Genomic DNA, 23,681 nt, shown 5'->3' on the forward strand with positions numbered 1-23,681 from the left:
CAAATGATTAATTTTTAATTGTGTTTAGCGTATATTGATTTTAGAGAAGCATTTAAGAAAGAATGATAATCATTTAAAATTAGTGAGGAGCAAAAAGCATGTCAGTTGAAAAATTAACGAGTCGCCAAATTTTTGGAATGAAAAGAACTTCAGTAGAAAAAAGAATTGGACAATACTATGAAGAAACTAAGGATGCGGCATCGGTGCTGCAATATGTGTTTGCGCTGTTGTTGCGGAACGCGTTGTCAGTAACTGATTTTTCGGGCATGCTGGAAGCGATCGTTCAGGAGATTTTGTTACAGTCTGAACCGGATGATACGATGCGCAGCCTAGCTCCTTTCTTTAAAAACTACTTCAACAGCGGTGACTGGAACACAGTAATCGCGCGTGTCTATAAACGTAAGAAGGATTATCTTGCCTTCGATGAAGCCCTTTATCACTATAAAAAGTTCATATTAGAGAAGAAAACACCCATCGAGGAACTAGAAACTAAGCAATACAAATTTGTATCCGTTTTCTTAAAAGAAGATGGAAAAACCCATACATGGAGTCTGCGGGATGCCGATCCGAATATTTCTAACGAGAAGTGGCAGGCTGTTTTAGAGCTGATCACCACCTTGACGGTTTTTGAAAAGGAGGGGACCGGTCTTTTTGTCGAGCTAGTAAACTCAGACCTAATGGATTGTACTCGCCGCTCACTTTTTGAGAAGAAAAGATCAACGAAAAAAATGGCGCAGAAGGATGAAAAGAACGCTACAACACCAAAAGAAAAGGATATCGTTCAATCTGCAGCCAATGAGGATAAACAAGCAATGGAAATTGCTTTGCCTTCAGATGCAGAATTGGAAAAGCTGAGCAGAGAAGAGCTGCGAAAGATTGTTGAGGAACAGTTGCCGGAAGGGGCGAGGTTGACAGACCTCCAACTGCTTCAAGAGGACGACTCTGGGCAGGAGCTAGAACAAGGTCTAGAACCAGATTTAGATCAAGCCCCCATAGTGGACGCACTCAATCAGCAGCTGAATCAGGCCGTCTCATCAGTGGCTTCTGTCACTAAAGAACCGCCTAAACAAGGGAAGACGTCCGTTGTCCGCTCCTTATTTTCAGAGGAGTCCGAAAACCGTCAACCGAAAAGTGGAAAGCATCTTGAAAATGAGAAAAAGAAAGATCCGAAGAAAAAGAAGAACCGGAAAAAGGATCGAAAAAAAGATAAGAGGAAAATGAATACTACGAAAAAGAAGAAAAAGAAGAAATAGATTCTTGTGTGAATCTTAAAGTAATTCTTGGCAGTATTTTTAAGAGGGCCTCCGACAGGTTTTAATGACTGGAGGAAGAGCTTTTATTAAGACGCGTCAGTATGTTTCATCCAATAATAGTTTGATAGGTAATCAAAGCCTGGCAGTAGCACACTGCCAGGCTATTTGTCGTGGATTTAAAGGTGTTTTTAAATAGAAGCGTGTCTGCACATGTTCATGATTTCGGTCTGCTAGAAGGAGAGACGATCATTGGGATTAAACGTAAGACTACAGTTAGTATATTGGTAGAGCGCTTATTAAGAGTAGCCATCACAAAAAGTCTTAGGAGGCGATTGACTCTTGAGGCTTTCTTCAATTTATGGAATCAATAAATCTTTCTTTCGAAAATGATGAAAATCATACACTCATTTTATGTTTCTTTCTTTTTTATAATAATTATTTAGTTTTACAGCTATTTCTAGGTGCGTTTTATTTGTAAAGAAAAATTAATAATAGGATAATGTGTAAGAAATTCATCTAACAGTCTTAAAAATAAAGAGTGGATGATTAGAAAATTGAAAAGTAGGGATAGTATGAAAAAATGGGTGAGCACTATTATGCTGTTTAGTTTATTTGGCAGCTTTATTTCGCCAATAATCGGCAGCGCTACAGAAACTGTGGGAAGTTCCTCTAATTCATCAGTCAATGAACAAACGACTATAAATTCGGTATCAAAAGATCCACAAAAATCAATCACTCCTGACTCTAAGCCGATTCCAGAAAAGATACCGGAAGAAGAGTCAACAGAGATAGAAAATCAATTATCCTTCGATAAAATGAGTCAGTTTGTTGAGCAAGCAACTAAAGAACAAATGGAATTAGAGCTCATTGGAAAAGTCGATAGTTCAGTGGAAAATGATCAACCACTCTCATTTGAAATGACAAAGGGTTTTGCTTTGGCAGAAACAAAAGATGAGGAAAAGATTATTTTAGATGAGCAGAAGCAACCCATCGGCAAGTATACCGTCGATCAATCTGCCGATCGGACAAAGGTGACACTGAACTTCAATAAATTAGCGAAAGGTGAAAATCGGTTTAGACTTATTCTATTGGGAACGTTAGCAAATGGACCTGATCAGAAGACCGTTAATTTTTATCAAGAAGAGAAAGAGATTTTTCAATTGCCGCTGCCTGAAATAAAGGAATCTAGCGACACAACTGTCAAAGAAGAAAAGACAAGTACAACAGAAACTACGACAGATTTCAGTAAGGAAAGTACGAAATCTAGTACAGCAGCAAGCAAGGAATCATCTAGTTCCTCTAAAGAAACAACTAAAGAGTCGAGTCGGAAAGAAAAGTTGTTGAAAGCGCAAGATATTCCGCGAGAAGCGGGGTCAATCGAGGATTTGTATACTCAGTTTGCTCTGGGGGATAATTTTGTGAAGGGAATTAACCTGAATTATGATCCTAATCCACCGACGATCAATTCTGTTGTAGATTTTAAGTTGGATTTTTCAATTCCTGAGTCTGTCCGAACAGAGATGGTTCCAGGAGACTATTACGAAATGGATTTTCCGCAAGGACTAGCAATCCAGTCACCTTCTCCGCATGGAAATTTAACAGATGAGGATGGGACGATTTATGGAACTTACATCTTTGACGCGTCTACTCAGAAATTACGTATTACATTCACTAAGCAGGATGGGGAAGACTTTTTACCGCCAGAGAGCGGCTCTGTTTCAGCGGATGTTCATTTTGATACAAAGAAGATTACTCAACCAGGTGAAACGACGATTGTTTACCCAACCAAGACGAATATTCCTCCGCTAACGATTACCATTAAACCTACCGGCGGTTCGTCGATCAGTAAGTCAGGGTATACAGATACACCTAATAACCCTAGTAAGGTAATTTGGAACGTTGATTTCAATAAAGATTTTTCCGAATTGGATAAGCCTTTACTGACTGAACACTTCCCAGAGCAAGTGACTTTTACCAAAGCGGATGTGGGAGCTGTTACGATCTATCCATTGAATCTTGACTTTGATGGAAATGTCACTGGAACCGCCCAAACCCCTCTTGATCCTAGTACGTATACAGTTGCTGATGATGGATCGATCCAGTTCAACACAGCCATTGATCGTCCGTATCGTATTGTGTATTCAACAACGATCAAAGACGCTGCGAAGCCAACAAATGGCGGTACGGTGCCCGTAACAAATAAAGCTACTTTGACGACGGGGTCAAGCAATCTTGATGCTTCGGCTACAGTCCAATTAAATTATAAGAAAGCATTAGAGAAATCACAAACAGGCTATGATCGAGTTGGGCAGATTTATAGTTGGCAGATTCGTTACAATTATGGTCAAAAAACGTTAGCCGATGATACGGTGATTTCAGACACATATACAAATATGGAGGTAGAACAAGACAGCTTCAATGTTTATACAGTCAATTTTGATAGTAATGGAAATGTCGTGAAAGGGGCACCGCTTGATCCGGCCGATTACTCGATCGATACCTCAACAAATCCATTTACTGTGACCTTTAAAAATAATGTTCAAGCAGGCAAAGCAATCAATATTGACTACAAAACAAAAGTCAATAAGATCGTATCTGGTTCCGCCGATAATCCAGTGTCGGTCAGCAATCAGGCTGAAACCAATACGATTCCGTCGACCCCAACCAACAAATATACACCGAATCAGCAGGTTGTTATCAAGAATAAACCGACGATCGATGTTGGCACGAAAACGGCTCACTATGTAATAGATATCAATAAGAACAAATACGAAATGGAAAATGCGCTTTTTACGGATACCATGAACCATTCTAAGGATGGGTATGTCAGTGTTCCTTTTAAGGTAAAGAGTCCTGTTAGTACAAATGATGGCGGTGTGATCATTCATGATGTTTCGGACGGCAATCGCTTATTGACAGGGGCGATGCAATTGGTAGGAGCGGACAATGAAGTCATCCAAACGGTGGGAGATGCCGCTTCAGCCGATTATCTTGTAACGGTAAATATTACGCCAGATGGACAAGGCTACACAAACTTTACGGTGAAATTCCAAAATAGTTATGTCAAAACTAGTCATCAGTTCAAAATGGAGTACTATGTCGCTTATAACCAATTCAATGAAGATGTACCAAATCCAAATTCAAGTATTGATTATCAAAATACGATGAACGCCAATTTTGTAAATAATGGACGGCCATATGATTCCTCAAGTACAACCGATTTTAAAACCAGTACGCAAGAAGCAAATCAAGGGATGAAATCCGGCAGCTATAATCCTGCAACGAAGGAAATCACTTGGACGATCATTGCAAACTACAACGATTTGCAAATCTCGGCATTTGATTTAAAAGATCCAATCACTGGCAATCAGGTCTATGATCCAAGTTCATTAGTCATCACTCGCGGCAAGATTGACAGCACAGGGATTTTTATAGCGTCAAAAGACCCTGATTATGTCGGGAATCAAGTTGGAAAAGACTATTTATCCATCACCAATCCGCAGCAGACGGGTGAAGAGGCACAGGGAACATTATCGGCAGCTTTCGGAACGGGGAATAACTTCATTCCTGGCTGGAACATTACCGGTTCGCCCATGGTGTTCCAGATTCAATTTAAAACATCCCTGCAAGGGAAGATTGTTTACGATCAATCAACCTATGAAAATACAGCGATAACAACTGTGGAGGGTGTGGAACAGCGATTGACTGCTTCTGTATCCGTTGCTTTTGGTGGGCAATCCGCTTTAAAAACGGGAAATTATAATACCCAAACTGGTTTGATTAACTGGCGTTTAGATATTAATCCTAATCAGTCGCTGCTATCGAATGTAAAAATTCAAGATACACCTAGCTCGAATCAAATTTTGCAGGAGAGCTTTAAATTGTACACAGGGAAATATTCAGGATCAGGAAATTCAACGACGGTTCAGCCAGATCAATTGGTTCCGAGTGATCAATACAAGGTACAGGTGACGACTGATCCAGCTACAGGTCAGCAAAATTTCAGCGTGGATATGTCTGATATCAAAGAAAAATCAGATCCAAACAATGAGGGAGACTATCTGACGGGTGTAATCGAAAAGCCCTATGTTTTAGTTTACGACTCTGAACCAGTCTTTACCTCGAAAACAGAGACCGTTTCAAATAATGCTTCGATTACTAGTGAAGGAAAAGAACTGCCCGGCAAATACACCCAAAAGAACATTACAGTGACAATTCAAGATTCCAGCGGAACAGCCTATGGGACGAAAGGGCGAATCGTCGTTCAAAAGGTCGATGGGAAGGGAAGTATCGTTGCCGGAGCGGTATTACAGCTAGTGCGTAAAAATGTAAAAAACAGCAAGACCGACATTCTTTATCAAACAACAACCGATAGTGACGGAAAGGCCACCTTTGGTAATTTGATCGCTACCAGTGCTACGTACGAGTATTATGTCAAAGAGATCGAAGCGCCTGATGGTTATACGATTTCTCCAGAGCTAGTAAAAGGTATAAAGATTCCAGTAAATACGGACAATAACACGACAACGATCACTCAAATAAAAAATGAAGTTGTTAAGGTACTGTTTAAAAAGACTGACAGTACAGGAAACGTATTATCTGGTGGCTTATTTAATCTTTATCGGAATAGCGGTACAACAGCCGAACCTAACTATATTTTGGAAAGAATGTTCGTAGCGACGAAAGAAGGCGTTGACCTTTCTGGATTAGGGGATGGTCAATACCGAATTAGTGAAACGATCTCGCCTGACGGTTATCAAATCAATCAGACACCGATCGATTTTGAGATAAAGAAAAATGACGACAATACGAGGAACGTCTTCGTTGATGACAAACCTGTGACCGATGGTGTTCTTGAACTAAAAGATTATCAAGGCTCAGCACTATTACAAAAGACAGATGAAAACGGCAAAGAATTGGCCGGTGCACAATTTAGTGTTCAACGGGCTGAATTGAATTCGAATGACTACAGCGATTTTGGCGATCAAAGACAGTACGTCACGAATGACCAAGGCCAATTACGATTAAATGAGTTATCACCTGGTAAGTACAAAGTGAAAGAAAGCAAAGCGCCAGACGGATACTATTTAAATAGTAGAGAAATGACTTTTTCGATTGATCCAATTTCGCCTGGAGATAAAGCTCCTGAAACAATCAACATGAATGAAGGTGAGGCTTTGATTGATTATCAAGGCTCGGCTCGTTTCAAAAAAGTGGATGGCCACGATTATACTGTCAATCAGGAAGAGACGCCTTTATCAGGGGCAAAATTCCAATTATACGATGAAAGTGGTAAGACTGCGATCGGCGATGAGGTGACATCAGGAAAAGAGGGGTACTTCACCTTCAAGGATCTGAAGCCTGGGACAACCTATGGGATCAAAGAAACTGAAGCGCCAGCGGGATATTTGGACAATCAACAATTGATCCGCTTTACGACGCCAGTAACAAATAACCAGGGAGACTCGGCAGTCGCAATTGATTCTCCAGAACAGAAATTGATCCTAGATGAGAAGACACCTTTCAAGAATTATAAGGAAAGCGTCCACTTCCAAAAAATAGATGAAGAGAATCGTGCATTAGGAGAGGCCAAATACCAATTATTGGAACAAGGATCCGATGATCAGTGGAAACCTGTTACAGATAAAGAAAAGGGTGCTGAAGAAGATGGTCTGTATACATCAGATAAGCTAGACGGCAGCGTAAACGCCTTTGAACTGTCACCAGGGAACTACAAATTTGTTGAAAAAACAGCACCGAAGGGTTATCTGTTAAATACCATGGAGATTCCTTTTACAATAGAGAAGCAAGCCGATGGAGAGCCGCAAGTTTTGGACATTCCGATCTCTGGAGACGCCAATGTCAATTATCAAGGCATCGCACAATTATACAAAGAAGCAGAAAGTACTTCCGATGATGAAGTTAACAAATTAGAGGGAGCAAGTTTTGACGTATACACAGATACGGATGCAGCAGAAAAAGTCACCAAAGAACCTATAATATCCAATGAAGACGGTCATGTTACGGCGAAAGGACTGGCGCCGGGAGATTATTATTTCCAAGAAGTATCCAATGACAAGAATACGTATGTCGTAAATACCCAAAAAATCAAATTTACGATCCCAACGAGTGCAGCTGGCAAGCCAGTGATGGTAACCACCAATGATCAAACGCCTTCCAGTGAAAAACTGACTTTACGAAACTATCTGGGAGCGGTCGAACTAACAAAAGTTGATGTGAATGATCAACCACTGCCTGATGCAGAATTTACACTATATAATAGAAGAAATAATAAAGAGGTCAGTCAATCAACCTCTGACGTAAATGGCAAGGTGACCTTCAACAAATTATCACCAGGAGACTATACGATCAAGGAAACCAAAGCGCCAAAAGGCTATTTGATCAATAATCAACCCATCGACGTTACGATCTCAGGCTCAGCAGACGGACAGCCGCAAAAAGTGATTGTCGCCGAACCGTTCAAGAACTATAAAGGTTCCGTCAAATTAATCAAAACAGATGCCAACAATCAACCATTGGAAAATGCGGAATTCAATTTAATCAGCAGCAGTGATCCTTCTGATGAACGAAGAGCGAAGTCCAATGAAGCTGGTGAAGTGATTTTTAATGATCTAGCACCGGGGGACTATACGTTCCAAGAAGTTAAAACGCCTATCGGCTACATCCTGAACACGGCGGCTGTATCAGTTAAGGTTCCAGACAATGCTGAAGGTCAGCCAGAAATGGTGGCAGTAAAAGACTCGTTCATTAATTACCAAGGAACGGTTCAATTAACAAAGACAGATGGACAGAATCAGCCGCTATCAGGAGCAACATTTAAAGTAGTCGATGCTAATGGCAAGGATGTTGCTGGCAAGACGGCGGTTTCGGATGAAAACGGGCTTGCCAGTGTGGATGGATTGGCTCCTGGAAACTATCGCTTTGTGGAAATAGCTGCACCGAAAAATGGCACGTATATCATGTCTAATGAAAAATTGGCCTTTAAGGTTCCAACTGAAAATGAAGGAAAGCCAGAAGTCATCAAATTAGAGTCTAACGTGAAAAACTATCGCGGAATGATTCGTATCCATAAGGTTGGAAACGATCTAACGGATGAGCAGCAAAGCGTTGATTTAGCGGGAGCAGAATTTTCACTTTATACGAAATCAGACTTTAGCGATGCTAGACCTGAGAAGGTCGTTTCTGATGAGAAGGGCAATGTAGAATTTAAAAATCTAGCACCGGGGACTTACTATGTGAAGGAAACGGCAGCGCCGAATGGCTATTTATTGAATAGCTTCCCATTAACATTCGTGATCCCTGATCGCCTACCGACAACCGAAGAGGAACTGACTGAAAGACCGATCACGGATGAACAAAATCATACTGTTTCGTTTGAGAACAGCACGTATGTTGTGGATGCCGGAGATTTCCAAAACGCCCGCAAAAAAATCAATCTGAAGAAGAGCGATGGCGAAAAGAAGGGTGATCTCGATCTGTCAAAAGTCGTCTTTGCATTATCGTACGATGATGGTTCTGCTTCAGGGAAATTAGTTAATGATCATTTAAGCCCGCAACGTGATGGAACCATTGATCTCAGCAATCTGGCTTTAGCGGATGGCAGTTATAAACTGATCGAAACACAGACAGCCTCAAATTATCTAATCAGCAGCCAACCGATTTATTTTGTCGTCAAAGATACACAAGCCTATGGAATCTCGATGACTCTTGCGAATTATCAAACGGGAATCAAAGGCAAGAAGGTGAATGAAGAGAATAAAGCTTTAGCGGGAGCAGAGTACCAAATCTTCCGATCAGATGCATTGACCACTCCGATTGAGACGATTGATCAAAAAGGGAATAGCCAGACCACGATAAAGACCACTAGTGCAGGTGAATTCTATGGAAAAGGACTGAGCGCTGGCCAGTATATTCTGAAGGAAGTCAAAGCGCCGAATGGCTATATCCTTGATACAACGGCTCATAAATTCACGATTCAACCAGAAAGCGGAAAACCAGCAATCCTAGATTTAGGTACGTTTAAAAACTATCAAGGAAAGGTTGAATTAACAAAAGTTGATGCGAATAATGGTAGCAAACAATTAGCGAATGCAGAGTTCCAGCTCCTTGATACGGATCAAAACGTAGTTCGTGAGAATCTTAAAACGAACAAAACTGGGAAGCTGCATGTAGCGAACTTGGCCCCCGGGAACTACTATTTTAAAGAAACGAAGGCACCAACGGGGTATCAATTATCCGAGCAGCTGATCCGTTTTACGATAGATTCAACGCATAGCGGTAAGCCTGAACAAGTCAAAGTCATGGCTAAGAACAAGTTGAACCCGCAGCAACCAAACACTCCAAAACAAGGTTTTTATCCGAAAACAGGGGAGGACAAGGGGATTGTACTTCTCGTTGTGGGAGCGATCATCATTCTTATCGTTATGGGTATCGCCTATGTGAGAAAGAAAAAATAAGTCAGTGTTAAGTTGAAAGAATCAATCACAGACGATAAAAATAGATATACAGCGTATATACGCGCTGCATATCTATTTTTTTGTCTATTACTATTAAATGGTCGGAAAAAGTAAAAATAAATTAAACGAAAGAAGCGAAATAATCTTAATTTTAAAAAAATTTCTAAAAAAAGGGTTTATTCGATAGATTCTTTTAGGAAAGAATAATTAAAGAAAAAGGTTTTTATTTTTCGCAGTAAGACTGTATTTTTATAGGTAGATACGTTATTCTAAAACCCTGAATAGACGTAAAACACGCAGAAAACGCATAGACATCGCGTAATTAATAACATCAAAAAATTAGAAAAAAATTCAGGAAACAATATTTTGAAAGATCGACGCTTTTTTTCAGAAAAACAACAGGCTTCTAGAAACGATTCACTTATATAATTGTTATTTTATATAAAAATGAGGAATAAATGCTCAAAATATATAAATACGCCATTCAAGAATTCCTCAGTCGCAAATAAATATAACAAGATGATCTTCTCGGGCAATAAAAATAAAAAGAACTTGTTTACGCATTAATAAAACAAGCGTCACAGTGTGTTATTTCCATAATATTTTAAAATTATAAAGAATTTGGTTTTATTTTTAATAATACCAAAATAATGCGAAATTATTATTGTTATTTTCATCTATTGTGGTTTCTGAATTTTTGAAAAGAAATTAAATTGTGAATTTCATTGTTTTTTTTGTAATAAAAAGTATACTAAATTCAGCGGAAAAATTGGATTTTTTTCTGCTGTATTGTGACATAAGAAACATAAAATACTTAGTAAGGGAGGTATGTAGATGAAGAAAATTGTAAGTGGGTTAATTGCACTCATCGCAGTGGTTTTGTTTGTTGGGCCTAGCGCGCATGCAGACGGGGCCATCACTGCTGATGAACAGCGAATTCTGACTGAACTAGACCAAGGGGTAACTGTTGGCGGAAAATCTTTCACTGTTAGATCGAATGAACGCGCTCATGCAGAAAATTATTTGAAACAAAATGATCTCTCTGCTGATCAAGTGAATACAGTTGTTGCACAGATCCAAAGTGCACGCTCTCTAATCGCGTCTTCAGGTGTTGATGTTTCAAATATCAATTCTGTTGAACAATTGATCAAGGCTTTGCCTTTGAATACGAAAAATCAATTGAAAGATATCATTTCTAAGGCCGCTAGTGCTTTAGGTTTGACAGTTAATTTTTATCCAGGCGGATACACAATCACTGGTACGAATGTCGGATCAGGATCTAGTTCTACTGGGACAACTTCTGCTTCTGGAAAACCAGCCAGCAGTACTGTCTACACGTCAGGTGGTGCAGTAAAACAAACGGGCATTACACATTTGTCTAGTGCAATTTCATTCGCAAGCTTACTACTTGTTGCAGCAGGTGCATTTGTAGTAGGACGTAAGAAACTTGCGTAGAACTTCTAGGCTGAAGAGGGTTGGGGCGATGTTGGTCGCTCCGATCATCTTTCTGATTATCGGCTATTCTCTGATGTATGTCATAGGAAGACCTGTAATCCAATTTGTGACTTCTTCTATTCAATTATTCTTATTAACAGATACTCCCGACTTTGAGGCGACGGAACAGACTTTTGAGGCTGTGGACAATACAAAGATCGAAACGAACGAAAAGGACGAGCTTCCATCAAGTAAGATCACTTACCCGGTGGGAGGAGAGCTTTTCGGCAAGGTGAAGATAGACAAAGTGCAATTGGATGTTCCTCTATATTTTGGAGATACCGAACAAATTTTACGTCAAGGCGCGGGCCAGTTCATGGGCTCAGTGTATCCTGGTGAACAGGGGACATCGCTGATTGGCGGACATAATGTCGATGACTTCGGCAAACTAGGTGCTGCTCAGGTGGGTGATACGATCGAGGTTCAGACCACGTATGGCAATTACACCTACCGCATCACGCGACTTGATATTCGAAATAAAAAAGATAAAGAAATCGATGATATGATCTATCAGCGAAATGACCGACGAATCATTCTGTATACCTGCTATCCATTAGATAGCTTAGGATTGACCGATGACCGATTGTTTGCCATCGGAGAGTATGTTTCAGGTCCGATTATTAATGGAAATGAGTAGGGGGAAAGACAAAAATATGAAGCAAGCGACACGAAATGTTCCACGATGGATCTTAGCATTCATCGGGTCTTTACTCCTCTTTGCTACATTAGCGCTGATCTGTATTCGGATGACGCTGTTTAATCAAAATTTTATGATCAAACAAGTGCATAAGACCGATTATATAGAAACAATTCGAAAAGATATGACAGAAAGCATTCAAGACTTAGGTCGGGGAAGTAATATCCCGCCAGAGGTTTTGGCCGATGTGGTCTCAGAGAAAACGGTTTCGGCGAATGTTGATAATTATATCCGAAGCATTTACCAAGAGGTTCCCTTCAAGATTCAAGGAGAGAATCAAATCAAAGAAACGATATTGAAGAACGTCAATCAATATGCGCAACAAGAAAATATCCCGATCGATGAGACGACCCAAAGCAACTTGGATAACTTAGCCAATAGTGCGACGAAGAATTACTCGGACTTTATCGAGATTCCGTATCTTTTAAGTTATGGCAAGAAAGTGATGGCTTTTCAATCCGCGTTGACGATGATTTTGGTGATCGTTGGTGTGGCCTTCATTTTGGTGTTTATCGGTCTGCTATTGATGGTTAAGATGAAGCATCAGAAGGTCCGCTGGAGCAGTGTGACTTTTTTAGGTGCAGGACTGATGTTAGTCGTTTTACCAGCGATGATCTACTTTAGCGGAGTGATCAATCGTTTAGGCATTATGTCAGAAGGGCTGTATCGCTTTGTGACAAGTTATATTACGGCGTTTGATTTGAGTTTTGTTTTTGTGGGGCTGGGATTGACCGCTTTAGCATTTCTTTTGGTGCTCATTAGTGAGAGGATGCGCTCTAAAAAAATACATAACGTTCGTTAATGAGGGGAAAAAAGATGGAAGAAACAATCAGCTTAGAAGAATTATTTCAAGTTTTAAAAAAGAAAGCACTACTGATCTTAATGACAACGATTGCTGGGATTGGACTCGCAGCAGTGGTCACCTTTTTCTTGATTACACCTAAATACGATTCAGCCGCACAATTGATCGTGCAGAACAACCAAGCAGAAGGGGCGAATACCAATCTGCAAAACGATATCAATGGGAATGTCCTATTGATCAATACATACAAAGACATGATCAAAGGCGATGTCGTTATCGATGCGGTTCAAAAAGAGCTGCAAAACGAATACCAATATACCTACAGCAACGCTGAACTGAAAAATATGATCGAAGTGGAGCAAGCGCAGAACTCGCAAATGTTCCAAATCGTCGCGACCTCACCAGAACCAAGAAAAGCGGCAACGATCGCCAACGTGACAGCGACGACCTTCCAAGAAAAAGCGGAAGATGTATTGGCCGTTAATAAGGTAACGATCACATCAAAAGGTGTTGTACCATCGAAAGCCGTTTTTCCGAATAATAAATTGAATCTGTTGATCGGTGCAGTCGTAGGACTGATGTTAGGTGTAGGCCTGGCGTTCCTAACAGAATTACTCGATAAGACTGTGAAGGATGAGCGCTTCATCATTGAAGCATTGGAGCTGCCGATCCTCGGTCAAGTCTCTGAGATCAGCAAAAAAGAATTGTATGAAAATCGCGGAGCGACAGCTGCTCCACAAGGCAATAAAAATGAGAAGCGAGGAAGCCGAACGGCACCTACTCGTAATCGAAAACGTGTGTAAGGGGAAAATGTGAGATGGCAAAAAAGAGACAAGCAATTACACCAGTTGATTTGATCACTGCGATCAATCCATTTTCAACTGCAGCTGAACAATACCGCAAGATCCGTACCAATATCGAATTTTCATCAGCAGACAAGAAAATTAAGTCATTAGTCGTAACTTCTTCTGGACCGTCAGAAGGCAAGACAACCACTGCGGCTAATCTAGCAGTCGTCTTTGCAAATGCTGGCAGCCGCGTGGTATTAGTCGACGCGGATTTGAGAAAGCCGAACATCGCATTGAGCTTCAAGGTGCCGAATGTCAATGGCTTGAGCAACTACTTAACCGAAGGAAACGCAGCTTCCGCTAGTTTTCTATCGGAAAATGACGTCGAAAACGTGTACCCGACACAAGGAAATAACCAAATCGGCAGCCGTTTAATCGAGACCAATATCGAGAATTTATACTTGATGCCAAGCGGACCAACGCCGCCGAACCCATCTGAGTTATTAAGTTCGAGACGGATGCAGGAATTAGTCGATATCTTGAGCGAGTCTTTTGACCTAGTGATTTTTGATATGCCGCCGGTAGTAACCGTGACCGATGCGCAGATCATGTCTTCATATGTTGACGGAACGATCTTAGTCGTGCGTGAACGAAAAACAAATAAGCAAGCGATTTTAGAAGCAAAGAAATTATTGGACATGGTCCAAGCAAAAATTATTGGAGTCGTCTATAACGGTAAGAAGCAAGGGGAAGATTCTTATTACTATTATGGGACGGAAGGAAGTAAGTGAGTGAGCGCTAAATGATCGATCTACATAGTCATATCTTGCCTGGTGTAGATGATGGCGCACAAACGTTAGAGGACAGTCTTGAAATGGCGAATAAAGCCATCAGTCAAGGAATCACGCATCTAATGTGTACGCCGCATCATAATAATGGAAAGTACAACAATCCGGCAGATAAAATCATTCAAGATGTTGCCGCTTTACAAAATGAGCTTGATCAACGTGGTCTAGACTTGACCTTGCTTGAAGGACAAGAAGTGCGGCTCACGGAGTTTCTCTTAACAGCGATAAAGCGTGAAGAAATTCTATTTACCGATTTGGATAATACCTATCTGTTGATCGAATTTCCTACCAATGAGATTCCTATCTATGCGGAGCAAGTCTTCTATCATCTGCTTAACCAAGGGCAGGTGCCAGTGATTGTTCATCCGGAAAGAAATGCGATCTTTCGTGAAGAACCTAATCGATTGATTCCTTTTCTTGAAATGGGAACCTTAACACAATTAACTGCACCGAGTATTGTGGGAATATTCGGCAGTGAGATTCAAAAAACAGCGAAGCAAATGCTGGAGCATAACATGTTGTATATGGTGGCTTCAGATGCTCATAATCTTCGCCATCGAACTTTTTTAATGAAAGAAGCCTATGAAGAAATTCAGAAAATCGGCGGCAGAGAAATGGTACTAGCGATGCAGCAGATGGCCAAGGACTTAGTGAATGGGGATTCAGTGGTTAGACCGAAGTATCAAGCAATGAAATGAAGTATGCTTCATCGTTTGTAATCAATAGTTTGTTTGGGGGATTAATTATGAAAAGCGAGAAGACTTTTGGGGACGTGAATAGTTTGAATAATAAAACCTATCCTAATCAAGGTCATTCGAAGCCTGTTTGGTTAGATAAGGTAAAAATAGAAAATCAAAAAGGCTATGATTTGATGAAACGAATCATTGACTTTGTTTTAGGCTGCCTTGGGTTAGTGTTCATTTCTCCAATTATGTTCTGGATCGCTTATAAAATCCGTAAAGAAGATCCAAACGGACCAGTGATCTTCACCCAAAAACGGGTTGGCAGAAACGGAAAGCTATTCACCATGTATAAATTCCGCTCGATGTGTACAGATGCAGAAGAGCAATTAGATAGTTTAGCAGATAAAAATGAAATCAAAGGCGCGATGTTCAAAATCAAAGAAGACCCAAGAGTGACCGAATTCGGCAAGTTCATACGTCGAACAAGTCTAGACGAACTTCCACAATTGTTCAATGTCATTAAGGGCGATATGAGTTTGATCGGCCCTCGACCGCCATTGCAAAGAGAAGTGGCTGAGTATACACAGTATGATATGCAGCGATTGCTTGTGAAACCAGGTTGTTCCGGTTTGTGGCAAGTTAGCGGTAGAAATGATGTTCATTTTGAAGAGATGGTTGAGTTTGATATTGATTATATTCAAAAACGAGGTATTCGGTATGATATTTCGTTGATTGTTAAAACGATAAAAGTAATGATGAAGCCGGATGGGGCGTATTAAGGAGTTTGTTCGTGGTAGACAAAAGGAAACATGTTTATATCATTGGGTCAAAGGGAATACCTGCCAAGTATGGGGGATTTGAAACTTTTGTTGAAAAATTGACAGAATATCAAGAGGATAGAAATATTCAATACCATGTTGCGTGCATGACTGAAAATTCAGCCAAATCAGGGATCACTGACAAGCACTTTGAGCATAATGGCGCAAAGTGCTTTAACATTGATGTACCTAATGTTGGACCAGCTAGAGCAATTTACTATGATATTGCCGCGTTGAAGTATGCGATTCAATTAGCAAAAAATAATAACGATCATCAACCGATTTTCTATGTTTTGGCTTGCCGGATTGGTCCATTTATCGGAAGGCTAAAAAGGCAAATCAAAGAGTTGAATGGAAAATTATTTGTTAATCCTGATGGTCATGAATGGATGAGAGCGAAGTGGAGTTATCCAGTTCGTCGTTATTGGAAATATTCTGAACGTTTAATGGTGAGACATGCTGATTTATTGATTTGTGATAGTAAAACGATTGAAAAGTATATTCATGAGGATTATCGAAAGTATAATCCGAAAACTACATATATTGCTTATGGCACTGATTTAGAAAAATCAAAATTACATGAAAACAGTCCAGAAGTTGTTCAATGGTATCAAGAAAAGGAAGTTATTCCGGATAATTACTATTTAGTTGTTGGAAGGTTTGTACCAGAGAATAATTATGAAACGATGATTCGGGAGTTTATGAAGTCGGATACTAAGAAAGATTTTGTACTGATTACGAATGTAGAAAAAAATAAGTTCTACGATAAATTGAAACGCGAGACTCAATTTGACAAAGATCCACGAATTAAGTTTGTAGGAACTGTTTATGATCAAGAGTTATTGAAATATATTCGAGAGAATGCGTTTGCTTATTTGCATGGGCATGAAGTTGGCGGAACGAACCCATCACTGTTGGAGGCTCTAGCTTCAACAAAATTGAATTTACTTTTGAATGTAGATTTTAATCGAGAAGTAGCAGGTGATGGGGCGATTTATTGGAGGAAAGACAAAAAGAAACTAACCTCACTTATTGATGTTCTAGAAGAAAGGGAATTTGACAAACAAGTTATTACTTTAAACGCTAGAGACAATATTATAAAGATTTTTACATGGGACGATATCGTCAGTAAGTATGAAAATGAATTTGTTGAATAGAGGAATATAATGAAGATTCTACATTATACAATTGGTTTTCCTCCGGAACGAAGCGGAGGATTGCCCAAATATGCAATTGACTTGATGAATGAACAGGTTAGGCAAGGCCACGAAGTTTTTGCTCTCTATCCTGGTCGAATTAACGTACTGAAAAAGTCCTCGTACATTAAGAAACAAAAACGAAAGATAGTGCCCAATGTCATTATATACGAATTAATTAATTCTTTACCGTTGCCCATATTCGGTGGGATAAAAGTTCCTGATGACTTCATGGTAAAAGCTGATGTGAAACTGTATAAAGATTTCTTGACTACTACTAATACTGATATAATTCATGTTCATACTTTAATGGGAATGCATAAAGAACTTCTTGAAATTGCCAAAGAAAAAAGAATTAAAGTAATTTATACGAGTCATGATTATTTTGGTGTATCTCCTGTACCAGATTTTTATTTTGATGGTCAAAGTTGGGATGAGAAAAACAATAATTATTTTTGGTGTGTGTGCGCAATAGATGCCATGTCTACGAGAAAACTACGAATTTTTCAATTATCTGTATATCCCATAGCTCGTAAAATTATAAGGAGAATAAAAGGCACAAGAGAGAATAAAAAACATAATAGTGATAAAAGTATTATTAAAAATTCTACTATCACTGATTTCTCAAATTTGAGAGAGTATTACAATTTTATTTTTGGTTTGGTCGATATTTTTCATTTCAATAGTGAAATTGCTAAGGATGTTTATATTAGAAATATCCCAATAACAAATAAAAAGGTCAATGAAGTTATTTCAATTACGAATTCATCAATTCGTAATGACCATAAAAAAAGAAAAGCACCATATCTAGTAAAAAAAATTGCGTACATAGGACCTTATCAAGAAAATAAAGGTTTTTATGATTTCCTTGATTTTGCAAGGAGGAATCGAAATAGTGGCTATAAATTTCTTATCTTTGGTGGAGATAAATCGTATCATGTACCATCTTATATTGAAAATAAAGGTAAGTATTTACACTCAGAAATAGAAAACATTCTTTTATCCCTAGATTTGGTATTAATCCCAAGTTTATGGAAAGAAACTTTTGGATTTCTTACTTTAGAATCATTGAGCTATGGAACAGCTGTAATGGTAAGTGAAAATGTTGGCTCAGGGATGCTTATAAACCGTGCAATGATTTTCAAGGATTTACAAAAGATAAAGATACCTAATAAAGCATATCCATCCTCTATTTTTGTTAAAACAATAAGCGAGCATACTGAAGAGATAATTAGATTATATGAAAGAGAGATTGAAAATTGATTGAAAAATTTGTTCAAATAATATTCAATAAGCCATATTTCAAACTTTCGAATGACGTACCGCTATCATACATTATTCGAACCGGGCTTGGATATGTTATCGGACTAATTCGTGGAAAGTTTCTTAGTTTTAGATTTGAAAATGTTGGTTCGAGATTAGTATTAGGCTCCAGAGTCAAACTTAGAGTAAAGTCTAAAATGAGTATGGGAGATGGGATAAGAATAGGAGAAAATACAACCATTGATGCACTTTCAATTGAGGGCATACATTTTGATAATGGCGTAAAGATCGGAGCAAATTCAAAGATTATTATCACAGGGACTATGTCTGAATTAGGAAAAGGACTTTGGATAGGTCAAAATACTAGCTTTAGTGAGAATACTTTTTTTGGAGCAGCTGGAGGTATCCGAATTGGGTCAGATGTAATTGCAGGACAAAATGTTCGATTCCATGCAGAAAATCATAATTTTAGTAATCCAAATATTCCAATAAGACTACAGGGAGTGAACCGTAGAGGAATTGAAATAGGTAATAATGTTTGGATTGGAGCGGGGGCCGTATTTTTGGACGGAGCAAAGGTTGGAAACAATTCTATTGTTACAGCAAATGCTGTTGTTCAAAAGAAATTTCCTGACAACTCAATTATTGGCGGAGTTCCTGCCAGAAGAATAAAAGATACATTTTTAGAGTAGCAGGATAACCCAAACTTGTGATGATACTAAAGTAGCGATTTTAAAAATTATGAGTAATAAATTTAATACATCCTAGTATCATAAAAATTGTTTATATAATTCATCTTGAAGTTTTAAAGATCTAGATGTTGAAAAAACTGTTGGAGGAAAAAAGTGGAAATCTATATTTTAATGATAACTATTAGCCTTTTTATGACAGGAATTTCTGACTATATTCAAGTAAAGAGGGGAGGGGAATTTCTTAAAAAGCTCTTTATTTTGTTTGCAGCCATTCCTCCTTTTTTAGTTGGATCCTTTAGATATCAAATTGGGATAGATTATTCAGTTTACTCTAGGTTGCAGATCCCATATGTATTAAACGGTTGGGATAAAGATTATTCGTTAGTTGAACCTGGATTTCAAAAAATAATAACAGTTGGATATTCATTAGGAGAAATAATATCAAAAAATAGTTTATTCCCCTATCAGTTCATTTTTTCCTTAATTAATCTGTTAATTATTTTCTTTATCTATAGCGCGATCTATAAAAATAACAATTATTATACTCTGGGTAATATGATTTTTTTCTTTTCTATGTATTTTTTTTCATCGCTTAATATTATGCGACAATCTGTAGGATGTGCACTTTTTCTATATAGTATTCATTATTTATTCGATAAAAGACCGCTAAAATTTTATTTGATAAACTTATTAGGTGTATCTATGCACAAAGTTTCCGTAGTTTATTTTTTGACACCCTTATTAAAAAAAGTAAAGAATGTTTCTAAAGTTATGTTAGTTTTACCTATTGTAATTACACCGTTTTCGTATGTATTAAGAGAATTATTATATAGAGTTACTATATCCTTGAATTCTGATTATAGTCAGTATTTTAATAGCAAAATGGATATTAAGCAAAATGGATATAGTTTATTATTTGTTACTTATTCATACTTGGTTGTCCTTTTTATTGGAATTAGTTACGGAAATTTGAAGGAGAAGGACAAAGAAAAAGGATCATTCTACTTTTTAATTCAATTAATCAGTGTTTGTGTCGCAATCAGTAGTACTTTTTTACCAAATGCATATCGATTACTTTCTATTTTTCTATATGTTCCAATACTTTCTGGACCATGGATTGTTTCTATGCAAGAGAAACGAAATATCAGATTGTTTTTAATGATAAGTATTATCGGTATATATAGTGTTTTCATTCTCTATAACTTTTTTGTTGTCAAATCTGATGAATTTTTTCCATATAAAACTATATTTAATTTTTAAAGAAGGTGAACTTAAAAATGACAAAAGACTTAGCAATAGTAATCCCTTTTTTTAATAGTTCAAAGACTTTAGAGAAGCTTTTAAAGTCTATCATCAATGAAAATGACAGGATTCAAATTGTAGTTGTAGATGATAAGAGTGATGCGACGGAATATGCATTAGCTGAAAGAGTAATCAATGAAATGAACAAAGAATACTCTGTTGATATAAAGTTACTAAAAAATGATGGGGTAAAAAGTGCAGGAACTTGTAGAAATATTGGGATTGAACATACTAATTCAAAATGGCTTTTGTTTGCAGATGCAGATGACTATTTTGTTAAAAACTGGTATTTAGAATTTGAAAAATTTGTAGATTCGACATTCGATATCATTTTCTTTACTCCAACAAGTATTGATCTTAATACAAAACAAATTTCTGATCGGCATTTTGATTTTGTGAAGCTGATTAATGACTATTTGGATGATTCAGAGAAAAATGAGGTTTCTCTAAGGACAAAGTTTGTTGTTCCGTGGTCTAAATTATTTAAGAGTGAGTTTATTAAAGGAAGAAAAATTAAGTTTGAAGAAGTTATCGCTTCAAATGATGTTATGTTTTCTGTTGAGAGTGGATTACAAGCAGAAAAGATTTCAGTTTCTCAAAATACTTTGTATTGCGTTACTAAAAATGACGCATCATTAACATCAAAACCAGATTTAGAAAAATTAAAAGCTCGCATATCAGTTATTTCAAGATACAATAATTTACTAAGTGAAAGAATGTCAAAGGTCGATTTTTATAAACAGAGGATAGGGGGAGGAGATATAATTCAACAAGCGATGGCTTATAGAATGTCATTAAGGCAAATATTATTACTAATTTTTTATTGTATATCCAATAACGTTGGTTTAAATCTATTAAGGAATATAAACAAAATTTTTAAATCAAATAATTGACTTAAAATAAGGAAGATACACATCTTTTTGATACTAAACTAAGATCAGTTTGATAAAAATTGATTACCAATTTTTACTGAGTACTCCCTAAGGTCAATAAACGTTTTGAAAATTTAAAATACTATAGGATGAGTTTATTTCGGTAGACTTGAAAATGATTCAAATAAGTTGAAATCAAAGTGAAAAAATATTGAATAAGCAATCTTTATTCATGTAATTATAAATATATTATAAGGAGTTCGGATGAAAAAGATAAAAAAAAGAAATATAATTGTTACTGGTGGGGAGTTTAATAATAAAGGTGCCCAAGCAATGAGCTTTATCACAATAAGTAGGCTTAAGACTAAATTTCCAGATCATAATATTTTTTTTACTTCTGAGTTTGATTCTAAACGATCCAAAGAAGACAAATCCATTTATAATTTTGATATAGTAATGGATCCCTTTGTTAGAAATAATTTTTTTGGCGAGAATATGATTCGGAAGTTATTAGGAAAGGATTTGAGAGAAGATCCTAAAAAGATCAGGAATATTTTAGATAGTACTGATTATTTGTTTGATATAAGTGGCTATGCTCTTTCAAGTCAATGGGGAGAAAAATGGTCTAAAGCATATCTCAATAAGTTTCAAGTGGCTCATAAGAAAGGAATTAAGAGCGTAATTTTGCCACAATCAATAGGGCCATTTGATTATAAAAAAGATTGTAGTGAATTCAAAAAGAAAATCGGTGAAACTCTGTCAAAAGTAGATGTTCTGATGCCAAGAGAAATTGAGGGGATAAAATTTCTTGAAGATATTGGAGTAACAGATAATGTCTTTTACTCACCAGACCTCGTACTAACTAGTAAAGAAAAAGTTGATTGGAATCATATTTATAAAAAAACATTTTCTCCGACAAGTTTTGAGATTCCTAATAAGAGTGTTGCCGTCGTGCCTAATATGCGAAACTTTGATCATGGAAATCAAAAGAAAATATTGAATTTATATAGACTAATAATAAAAGAACTACTTAAAAAAAAAATGAAGGTATATTTGATCCACCACTCTGGAGAAGATATTGAGGCATGTGAAATCATTAAAGGATACTTCTTGGATAACGATGAAGTCAGAATAATTGAAGATGACTTGACTCCTTCTGAGTTTGAAAATTTGATTAGCAAGTTCGAGTTCTTAATAGGTTCTAGATTTCATTCAATCGTACATTCTTATAAAGTAGCAACTCCGTGTATCATATTAGGTTGGGCCAGCAAGTATCAGGAGCTAGCAAAGCTTTTTGCGCAGTCTGATTATGTTTTTGATGTTCGAAATGAAGTTGATACGACCTTATTCATAAGAATCATGAACCAGTTAATTAATAGAATTTCTTATGAGAAGAAAGAAATCGAGTATGGATTAAATAAACTTTATACTTTATCTGATCCTTTTGATAAAGCATTTGAAGTTATTAAGGATTGAGGTGGCTTTTTGATGAAAGAGAAGGTTAAATCAATTATTCCAACGTCAATATTGAAGAAAAGAAGGACGTTTCTTCAAAAAAAGGAATTGAATGATTTATATGAAAATGATAAAAAAAGGTTTAGAAGATATTCTGCTGGTGAAAAACTAAAATGTAATGCTGAGAATACACGAAGCAAAGTTATGTATTTCTCTCATCAAATAGAAAAGGGACTTAGTAGGAAAAACTTTAGATATGGATTTGGTTTAAGTGCAATTAGCAGTCTCGTATGTGCACTACAAGAAATGAAAAAAAATTCAAATTGGGATGATGATTTTTATAGAAATGGAATATCTGCTTTAAAAGCATATGCAGATAGACATAAATCAATTGATGGGAAAGTTCCAAATTTTGAAATAGTTTCTAATGACTTCATTAAGGAAATAGAAGGAAGTAAGGATGATTTTGCTGGAATAGTAGAAATCACCGCTGAATCCAAAGAGAATAATTCTGAAATTAGTTTTAAAGAGTTAGCGATGAATAGAGTATCTATCCGCGATTTTAAAAAGGGTGGACGCATCGATATTAGAGATATTGAAGAAGCAATAAAAATAAGTATGAAGACACCGAGTGTTTGTAATCGACAATCTTCTAGAGTTAAGATTATTTCTGATATGCAAAAGTTAGAAAGTATATTACGTCTTCAAGGTGGTTTTGATGGATATGAACAACCAGATAAACTATTGCTGATAACCAGTGATCTCTCAGTTTTTTTAAGAGCGCATGAAAGAAATCAAGCATTCGTTGATGGGGGATTATTCTGCATGAGTTTATTATATGCTCTTGAATATAAGTCAATAGGAGCATGTCCATTGTCAGTTAATATTTCACAAGAAAAAACAGATGAAATTAGGAAAATATTGAACATACCAGAGAGTGAGATATTAATCATGTTTATTGCTTGTGGAATTGTTGACGACAATGTTACTTCTCCTAAGAGTTATAGAAGTCCTGCAAACAAAATAATCGAAATGTTTTAA

The 23,681-nt window shown here is 37.3% G+C and carries 16 protein-coding genes; all 16 read left to right on the top strand.

What is annotated here, in order from left to right; all coding sequences use genetic code 11:
- The first annotated feature begins 98 nt into the window (after nt 1–98).
- The 16 genes from IGI38_RS00585 (at nt 99) to IGI38_RS00660 (ending at nt 23,681) form a co-directional block, all read left to right on the top strand.
- A complete protein-coding gene (locus IGI38_RS00585; protein ID WP_438725551.1) occupies nt 99–1,253 on the top strand; it encodes a hypothetical protein in 1,155 nt (384 codons plus the stop codon).
- Nucleotides 1,254–1,825: 572 nt separating this feature from the next.
- On the top strand, nt 1,826–9,730 hold the full coding sequence (locus IGI38_RS00590) for a SpaA isopeptide-forming pilin-related protein (protein ID WP_438725552.1): 7,905 nt from the start codon (nt 1,826–1,828) through the stop codon (nt 9,728–9,730).
- A gap of 834 nt (nt 9,731–10,564) precedes the next feature.
- Nucleotides 10,565–11,185: a hypothetical protein gene (locus IGI38_RS00595; protein WP_438725553.1), complete on the top strand. Its 621-nt coding sequence runs from the start codon at nt 10,565–10,567 to the stop codon at nt 11,183–11,185.
- A 28-nt stretch (nt 11,186–11,213) separates the two neighbouring features.
- Nucleotides 11,214–11,861, top strand: a complete 648-nt coding sequence (locus IGI38_RS00600; RefSeq protein WP_438730220.1) for a class D sortase — start codon at nt 11,214–11,216, stop codon at nt 11,859–11,861.
- A gap of 16 nt (nt 11,862–11,877) precedes the next feature.
- On the top strand, nt 11,878–12,723 hold the full coding sequence (locus IGI38_RS00605; protein WP_438725554.1) for a hypothetical protein: 846 nt from the start codon (nt 11,878–11,880) through the stop codon (nt 12,721–12,723).
- 14 nt (nt 12,724–12,737) lie between these two features.
- Nucleotides 12,738–13,526 (top strand): YveK family protein, encoded by a 789-nt coding sequence (locus tag IGI38_RS00610; RefSeq protein ID WP_438725555.1) that lies wholly within the window; start codon nt 12,738–12,740, stop codon nt 13,524–13,526.
- A gap of 14 nt (nt 13,527–13,540) precedes the next feature.
- Nucleotides 13,541–14,302 (top strand): CpsD/CapB family tyrosine-protein kinase, encoded by a 762-nt coding sequence (locus tag IGI38_RS00615; RefSeq protein ID WP_438725556.1) that lies wholly within the window; start codon nt 13,541–13,543, stop codon nt 14,300–14,302.
- A gap of 11 nt (nt 14,303–14,313) precedes the next feature.
- Nucleotides 14,314–15,057: a tyrosine-protein phosphatase gene (locus tag IGI38_RS00620; protein WP_438725557.1), complete on the top strand. Its 744-nt coding sequence runs from the start codon at nt 14,314–14,316 to the stop codon at nt 15,055–15,057.
- A 47-nt stretch (nt 15,058–15,104) separates the two neighbouring features.
- Entirely contained in the window at nt 15,105–15,821 is a 717-nt protein-coding gene (locus tag IGI38_RS00625) for a sugar transferase (RefSeq protein WP_438725558.1), read from the top strand.
- 11 nt (nt 15,822–15,832) lie between these two features.
- Nucleotides 15,833–17,017, top strand: coding sequence for a beta 1-4 rhamnosyltransferase Cps2T (gene cps2T / locus IGI38_RS00630; RefSeq protein WP_438725559.1), 1,185 nt, complete (start codon nt 15,833–15,835; stop codon nt 17,015–17,017).
- 9 nt (nt 17,018–17,026) lie between these two features.
- Complete coding sequence (locus tag IGI38_RS00635) at nt 17,027–18,319, top strand: glycosyltransferase (RefSeq protein ID WP_438725560.1); 1,293 nt, start codon at nt 17,027–17,029, stop codon at nt 18,317–18,319.
- Nucleotides 18,316–19,011 (top strand): acyltransferase, encoded by a 696-nt coding sequence (locus tag IGI38_RS00640; RefSeq protein WP_438725561.1) that lies wholly within the window; start codon nt 18,316–18,318, stop codon nt 19,009–19,011. The genes IGI38_RS00635 and IGI38_RS00640 overlap by 4 nt, the downstream gene beginning before the upstream one ends.
- Before the next feature lie 153 nt (nt 19,012–19,164).
- Nucleotides 19,165–20,271, top strand: a complete 1,107-nt coding sequence (locus IGI38_RS00645; RefSeq protein ID WP_438725562.1) for an EpsG family protein — start codon at nt 19,165–19,167, stop codon at nt 20,269–20,271.
- A gap of 17 nt (nt 20,272–20,288) precedes the next feature.
- On the top strand, nt 20,289–21,206 hold the full coding sequence (locus tag IGI38_RS00650; RefSeq protein ID WP_438725563.1) for a glycosyltransferase family 2 protein: 918 nt from the start codon (nt 20,289–20,291) through the stop codon (nt 21,204–21,206).
- Between the two features lie 243 nt (nt 21,207–21,449).
- Complete coding sequence (locus IGI38_RS00655; protein WP_438725564.1) at nt 21,450–22,661, top strand: polysaccharide pyruvyl transferase family protein; 1,212 nt, start codon at nt 21,450–21,452, stop codon at nt 22,659–22,661.
- A 12-nt stretch (nt 22,662–22,673) separates the two neighbouring features.
- Entirely contained in the window at nt 22,674–23,681 is a 1,008-nt protein-coding gene (locus tag IGI38_RS00660; RefSeq protein ID WP_438725565.1) for a nitroreductase family protein, read from the top strand.

This window comes from Enterococcus sp. AZ128 (assembly GCF_051714485.1).
Taxonomy (GTDB): domain Bacteria; phylum Bacillota; class Bacilli; order Lactobacillales; family Enterococcaceae; genus Enterococcus_A.

Bases quoted from the DNA above. Each gene is read 5' to 3' on its own strand.
- IGI38_RS00660 (WP_438725565.1), top strand. From the start codon at position 22,674: ATGAAAGAGAAGGTTAAATCAATTATTCCAACGTCAATATTGAAGAAA.
- IGI38_RS00595 (WP_438725553.1), top strand. From the start codon at position 10,565: ATGAAGAAAATTGTAAGTGGGTTAATTGCACTCATCGCAGTGGTTTTG.
- IGI38_RS00590 (WP_438725552.1), top strand. From the start codon at position 1,826: ATGAAAAAATGGGTGAGCACTATTATGCTGTTTAGTTTATTTGGCAGC.
- IGI38_RS00620 (WP_438725557.1), top strand. From the start codon at position 14,314: ATGATCGATCTACATAGTCATATCTTGCCTGGTGTAGATGATGGCGCA.
- IGI38_RS00610 (WP_438725555.1), top strand. From the start codon at position 12,738: ATGGAAGAAACAATCAGCTTAGAAGAATTATTTCAAGTTTTAAAAAAG.
- IGI38_RS00600 (WP_438730220.1), top strand. From the start codon at position 11,214: ATGTTGGTCGCTCCGATCATCTTTCTGATTATCGGCTATTCTCTGATG.
- IGI38_RS00650 (WP_438725563.1), top strand. From the start codon at position 20,289: ATGACAAAAGACTTAGCAATAGTAATCCCTTTTTTTAATAGTTCAAAG.
- IGI38_RS00585 (WP_438725551.1), top strand. From the start codon at position 99: ATGTCAGTTGAAAAATTAACGAGTCGCCAAATTTTTGGAATGAAAAGA.
- IGI38_RS00625 (WP_438725558.1), top strand. From the start codon at position 15,105: ATGAAAAGCGAGAAGACTTTTGGGGACGTGAATAGTTTGAATAATAAA.
- IGI38_RS00615 (WP_438725556.1), top strand. From the start codon at position 13,541: ATGGCAAAAAAGAGACAAGCAATTACACCAGTTGATTTGATCACTGCG.
- IGI38_RS00655 (WP_438725564.1), top strand. From the start codon at position 21,450: ATGAAAAAGATAAAAAAAAGAAATATAATTGTTACTGGTGGGGAGTTT.
- IGI38_RS00635 (WP_438725560.1), top strand. From the start codon at position 17,027: ATGAAGATTCTACATTATACAATTGGTTTTCCTCCGGAACGAAGCGGA.
- IGI38_RS00605 (WP_438725554.1), top strand. From the start codon at position 11,878: ATGAAGCAAGCGACACGAAATGTTCCACGATGGATCTTAGCATTCATC.